The sequence below is a fragment of the Pseudolactococcus yaeyamensis genome (genome assembly GCF_054658615.1).
Genome location: NZ_BAAGGP010000032.1, coordinates 23,323 through 29,322, shown reverse-complemented (window position 1 = coordinate 29,322; position 6,000 = coordinate 23,323). Strand labels below are relative to the sequence as shown.

Here is a 6,000-nt window from a genome sequence, read left to right as displayed (position 1 = left end):
TCAATTTGAGCATCATTCTAGGGTGGAAAGAGGGACGCCCTGTTTCTTGTTTAAAGGCAGTGAATTTGTCCTCAGGGATACTTTCAATCAGTTCGTGAATGGCAAAACAAATATCATCTTCTGGCATCATTATTTCTAAATCAAGTGGTAAAATGACCTGTTTCATGTTATAATTTTTATGCATAAAGAACAACTCCTGACTTTTGGGATTAGACACTTTAATTGTACAGGATTTTATTCTTTTTGTCGAAAAGTTACACAGAAATAGGCTATGAACGTTTCCGATTAACATCAGAAATGATTCATGGCCTATTTTTTTAGAGGACTTTTGTCCCAGCCTCTTTTTATTTACTTGACAGGATGCCAGCGAGTCATTTAGCTTGTCGATAGTCCAAAATCTGAACGTTGCTATCAATCACTTCGCCAGAGGCTTTGAGTTGGACGCGTTTGTCCGTATTTTCAGTGATGGTCATGTCGTTTTCAAGAAACATTTCACCGTATTTTTTTAAATGTAGGGGCGCAAAATTTGAGTCAATGACGATGTCAAAGATATCAGGGACTGTGCCTTTATCAATGGCAATCAAGCGGTAGTTGGTACCGATAGAACAGCCTTCAACAGGACGACCTGTTTCACCAAGTGTGTTGTCAAAATCTAAAACGAGATCTGCATCAGACCAGTTAGCTAGTCTAGCAAGTATTTGTTCGTCAAATGTAATTTTCATGAGAATACCTCCTAGGGTTATTATATCGCTCTGGTAGAGATTTTACAAAGGAAAGTGATTGGGACATTTTGGTGAAAAAAGCTGTTTGATGATAAGGTCAAAATGACATTGACTGTGGGTGCATGTTATAATGAGCCTATGACGATGATTAAAGATTGGAGCGTGTAATGGCAAATATTTTAGTGATTGATGACGAGGTCAGTATTTTAGAGATTATCAAAATTGGCATCGAAAAAGACGGGCATCTTGTAACTATTTTAGACAATCCTGAAAAACTTCCAGAAAAAAAATTGAATTTTTACGATATCATTTTATTGGATATCATGATGCCTAAGAAAGACGGCTATCAGGTGTTACAGGAGATTAGGAAAATGACGGATAATCCGATTATTTTTCTGACGGCAAATAGTACAGAGGATTCGATTACTTATGGTTTGGGGCTAGGTGCTGATGATTATCTCACCAAACCTTTTCGCATTGCAGAACTTAGGGCGCGAATTAATGCGCATCTAAGAAGGGAAACTAGAGAACACCATGTGACACTGAACCTTGGTGCTTTTCGATTTGACCTTGATAAAAAAGAGCTTTACTTTCAGGATGACTTACTAGCATTGACTAAGGGGGAATATGAAATTTGTGAGTACTTAGGGAAAAACAAGCAACGCATTTTTTCAAGAGAGCAAATCTATGATGCTGTCTTTGGCTATGACGCTGAAGGGGATAGTCAATCCATTGCGACGCACATCAAAAATATTCGGCAAAAATTTGTCAACCCAGAGGATTGTCCAATCAAGACAAAGTGGGGAGTGGGCTATTTATGGCAATGAAAAAAAGTTATGGTTTATACAGGTTATTAACAAAATTTATCGTCACCTTGGTGATTGGTTTGATATTGAGTTTGATGATTCCGCTTTTGCTTTTTTTGATGAGCGAAAAATTGGGCTATGTGAAACCTGCCAATGCGGGTGAGACGGCAGCCGAGGCACTGGTGATGAAAATTCAGAAGGAGCAAGCTTTTGATTCAGCTTGGCTCTCTTCTCAAAATCAGTATGTGCGATTAAATCAAAACTATGAGTTAATAGGTTCTTCTATGGATAAGGCATTGCAACAGGCAGCGATTCAGGCTGTGAAAGCTGGTGAGGTAGGCGGTGGCAATTTCATACAGACACGATTGGGAACGGACTACATTGTTTTGAGCTATCAGCTGAAATCTAGCTATACCAATGATTTTATAAACAATCACTTTCTCTCTCCAGAGGTTTTGATAATTGTGGGCATCATAACCATTTTAAGTCTCACGGTTATCCTATCAATCAGAAGATTTACTAGGGTGATTCGCCACAATTTAACCCCCATGACACGTGCAGTGAAGCATATACAGAATAATGAATTAGATTTTACAGTTGGTTCTTCAAAAATTACCGAATTTAATGAAGTCTTAGAGAGTTTTAAGGAGCTAAAAAATTCTTTACGAGAGGCATTGCAGAAAAGATGGCAGTCGGAAGAAAATCAGCGCAATCAACTTGCTGCCTTGGTACATGACGTTAAAACACCCTTAACGGGTGCTGTCGGTTGGGGAGATTTACTGGCGGAGACACAACTGACTTCGGAACAGGCAAGCTATTTAAAAAAATTACAAGCAAGCACGGCAACAATCGAACAACTCGTCAATGATTTGCTACAAGTTACTCGAGATTCTAATGCAGTCGTTCAAAATATCAGTCAGGTTAATCTGATTGAACTCGTTAGTGAGCTGGCGCAAAGCCTTATGCCTGTGATTGAAGTCAAGCACATCTCATTTGAGACAATTTTTGAGCTTAAAAATGAAAATGTAACCCTAGATGCCTTTCTTTTGACGCAGGCACTTAAGAATATTATCTCTAATGCCGTTGATTTTGTGGCAATGAATGGCATAATCAAACTAACCATTCACAGAAATAAACAGACATTAAAGATTGTGATTGAGGACGACGGACCGAGCTTTTCTGCCGAACTTTTAGAAAAAGCCTTTACGGAATCTTACATGGGAGATTCTAGTCGGTCAGGGATTAATCATTTTGGCCTGGGCTTGACGATTGCCAAAAGAAATATAGAACTTATCGGTGGTACTATTGTGCTTGGTAAATCGGCTACGCTTGGCGGGGCGAGTGTTGTGGTTATGATTCCTCAATGAATATATAAAAGTCAAATATGGCTTTTTTTTATTTTCTTCATCATTTCTTCAAAATTGTCAATTAAACTAGAGTTATGAAAGAGAGGAAAATACGATGAAAAAAATGTTGAAAATCATGGCAATGATTTTAGTGGGCATTGTAACGATGCTTTTGATTGCTGCGCAGCTAACCAAAAATAGGACAGGAATGGTTGCCTACACGATTGATTTAATCAATCCATTTGTTGTCACAGAAGAAGTGTATGGCATTGTGCCAAATGAACCAACTTCAAGCTGGAAAGATGCTGCCAATGGTGGGCAGGATTATGCTTATGAAGTCAAAACCTACAATCAATCTGGATCGAAACGCACTGTTCGGGTCACCACTTTTGGTGCCAAGATAGACGGTGATGTTAAATATCTGAAAATCAAAGCCAAGGGTCAGAGTGTCAGAGGTTATGACTATATTGCTCAGGAAAATCTCCCTAAAAAAGTCTTGAAAGCCATGGAGGAAAAATAAATGCGTGAATCAGTTGTTACAGTAGATAGCATCACGAAAATATATGGCAGTGGAAAAGCTGAAAAAACGAAGGCACTGAATGACATTTCCTTTGATATTAAACAGGGAGAATTTGTTGGCATCATGGGCGCGTCGGGTTCAGGCAAAACAACCTTGCTGAATATTCTATCCACCCTTGATACACCGACACAGGGCTGTGTCAAAATTGATGGAGAAGATTTAGCGCAACTCAAGGGACAAAAACTGGCAGCATTTCGAGGAGAGAAAATAGGCTTTATTTTTCAAGATTTTAGCCTACTAGATAACCTCAGTGCCTTTGATAATATTTCTGTTCCATTGGCATTACAAGGCATGTCGCCAAAAGAAATCATTGAGAAAGTGACGCATATCGCAAGTCTATTAGGCATTGATAAGGTATTAGCGCAATATCCAGCACAGCTGTCAGGCGGTCAAAAGCAGCGCGTTGCATCTGCGCGTGCCTTGGTGATGATGCCTAAAATCATATTGGCTGATGAACCAACAGGGGCGCTGGATTCTGAAAGCGCGAAAGATTTACTAGAAATGTTGGCACGTCTCAATCAAACCTCAAATGTTTCTATCTTAATGGTGACGCATGATCCGTATTCGGCAAGTTTCTGTAATCGTCTCCTACTCATCAAGGACGGACAGATTTTTCAAGAAATTCGCAAAGAAAATCAATCTAGGCAAGCCTTTCATGAAAGACTGTTGCTGAACCTGGGTCAACTAGAAGGGAGGAGTTAGGCATTGCTCATTAAACTGGCTTGGTACAGTACCAAAGGCAAACTAAAAGATTATGTCCTGCTTTTCTCTGGCTTGATTATGGCATCGGCTATTTTCTATATGTTCCAGTCCATTGCAAGGAATAATCGTTTGGTAAATACTTCGATTTTTACGCTTGTTTTCCAGTTGGGAAGTGTTTTATTAGGCGTGATTACTTTTTTCTATCTCCTCTATGCCAACTCTTTTTTGATGAATTTGAAAAGGAAAGAATATGGCATGTTGCTGATGTTAGGTGCCACCAAATTCAAAATTGTGCTTTTAAATTTTCTTGAAACGATTGGGATAGGCTTGGTAGCAACTTTGATGGGTAACCTAGTCGGGATTTTATTGTCAAAAGTTGTGACTTTATTTTTGCAAAATGGTTTGAGCACTCAGTTAACGTCTCAATCATTTGTTAATTTCCAAGCATTTTTGATAACACTAATCTTTTTTGTCGTCTGTTTTATCCTGACCGCAATTTTAAATGGGCGTAGTCTGGCAAAAGAAGAATTGACTGCCTTGCTGAAAAAGCAAGCTACCCCAGACTATACAGATGACAAGTCTGGCATCTTGATACTTCAATTCTTTTCAGGCAGTTTATGCCTAGGTTTTGGCTATTATGCCATGTTTAACGTCATCAATTGGAAAATGAAAGCGATTGTGATTGCCATGTTCACTATTTTTCTAGGGAGTTATCTTTTAATTCATTCGCTCGTCATTTTGGTTTTAAATGGGATGAAACAGCGTAAGCCCTTCTATTTGAAAAAATTAAACACCATTTTAGTCGCCCAATTAAAGTATCGCATCAAATCTTATACTCAAATTTTGACTGTGATTGCCATGCTCTTTGCCCTCGCTTTAGGTGCGCTGACTGTTGGTCTAGGCTTTAAAAATGAGGGCTACAAGATTGCTGACAAAATGCTTTACTATGATTTAGTCCTCACCTCAAAAAATAGTCAGGAGCTTGACAAAATGAGTCAGGCTAATCTCAAAAGTAAGTCAGAATACCATTTTAAAATAGCTGGCAATCGTATTTTAATTAATGAAAATGATTTTGAAAAAACTCCCTTTATCGTTAATACGCCAATAAGTGCACAAGGAACTGTCGTATATGAATGTTTCAATGCAGATGCGCTTAGAAAAAGTGATATTGCGCAAGAAAGCTTTAAAAAAATGCTAGCAGATGATTGGCAGAAAAAGGATATTTCCTTTGTGTCTCAGAATGATTTTAATCTTTCAAATGACATCACTCAAGCCATTATTTTAGTAAAGACGACTAGTTTTAAAAAGAATTATAAAACTCTGGACTCAATCGTGAAGGCGCTTGATGCGAGCGAGATATCGCCTTCAATGCAAAAAGTGTCACAATATAAAGCCTATGAAAAAAATCTCGTTCCTTTCGAATATATGGGCTTTTTCCTAGGCATTGCTTTTCTGACTATGCTGACGTGTTGTCTTATGTTTAAGATTTTGACAAGCTACAAGACAGATCAAGAAAGATATGACATTTTGACTCGAATCGGAGCGACGAAAAGTGGAATAAGCAGTGTCATTGGCAAAGAACTTCTGATTATTTTTACGATTCCTGCTTTTCTGGGCACGCTACATGTCTTGTTTGGTCTACAACTTTTCAAGATACTATTAACAAATCCTTATGATGCCATTGCTATACCAATCATGGTTTTCTTGATGATTTATTTTGTCTATTTTTATTTGACCTATAAGATGTATTCGAAAATTATTTTTCATAAATCTCTTGGTTAAACAAGTCAACTAGACTGGAAGGTTCTTAAAAATCCGAAAAATAGCATGGCTTTGACGAAATG

General features: G+C 38.1%; 7 protein-coding genes. 5 read left to right on the top strand and 2 right to left on the bottom strand.

The window, feature by feature from the left end; translation table 11 throughout:
* A partial coding sequence (locus ACYQ21_RS07830) for a transposase (protein WP_460057261.1) occupies nucleotides 1-184 on the bottom strand: 184 nt, incomplete at its 3' end.
* 187 nt (nucleotides 185-371) lie between these two features.
* Nucleotides 372-722: an iron-sulfur cluster biosynthesis family protein gene (locus ACYQ21_RS07825; RefSeq protein ID WP_460057259.1), complete on the bottom strand. Its 351-nt coding sequence runs from the start codon at nucleotides 720-722 to the stop codon at nucleotides 372-374.
* A gap of 167 nt (nucleotides 723-889) precedes the next feature.
* Between ACYQ21_RS07825 and ACYQ21_RS07820 the strand changes: the two genes are divergently transcribed.
* The 5 genes from ACYQ21_RS07820 (at nucleotide 890) to ACYQ21_RS07800 (ending at nucleotide 5,938) form a co-directional block, all read left to right on the top strand.
* Entirely contained in the window at nucleotides 890-1,549 is a 660-nt protein-coding gene (locus ACYQ21_RS07820; RefSeq protein ID WP_460057257.1) for a response regulator transcription factor, read from the top strand.
* Nucleotides 1,540-2,895: a sensor histidine kinase gene (locus tag ACYQ21_RS07815; RefSeq protein ID WP_460057255.1), complete on the top strand. Its 1,356-nt coding sequence runs from the start codon at nucleotides 1,540-1,542 to the stop codon at nucleotides 2,893-2,895. The genes ACYQ21_RS07820 and ACYQ21_RS07815 overlap by 10 nt, the downstream gene beginning before the upstream one ends.
* 94 nt (nucleotides 2,896-2,989) lie before the next feature.
* Entirely contained in the window at nucleotides 2,990-3,394 is a 405-nt protein-coding gene (locus ACYQ21_RS07810) for a YxeA family protein (protein WP_460057252.1), read from the top strand.
* Nucleotides 3,395-4,156: an ABC transporter ATP-binding protein gene (locus tag ACYQ21_RS07805; protein ID WP_460057250.1), complete on the top strand. Its 762-nt coding sequence runs from the start codon at nucleotides 3,395-3,397 to the stop codon at nucleotides 4,154-4,156.
* Between the two features lie 3 nt (nucleotides 4,157-4,159).
* The gene (locus ACYQ21_RS07800; RefSeq protein WP_460057247.1) at nucleotides 4,160-5,938 is read left to right on the top strand and encodes an FtsX-like permease family protein; all 1,779 of its coding nucleotides are present in this window, start codon (nucleotides 4,160-4,162) and stop codon (nucleotides 5,936-5,938) included.
* The last annotated feature ends 62 nt before the right edge of the window (nucleotides 5,939-6,000 follow it).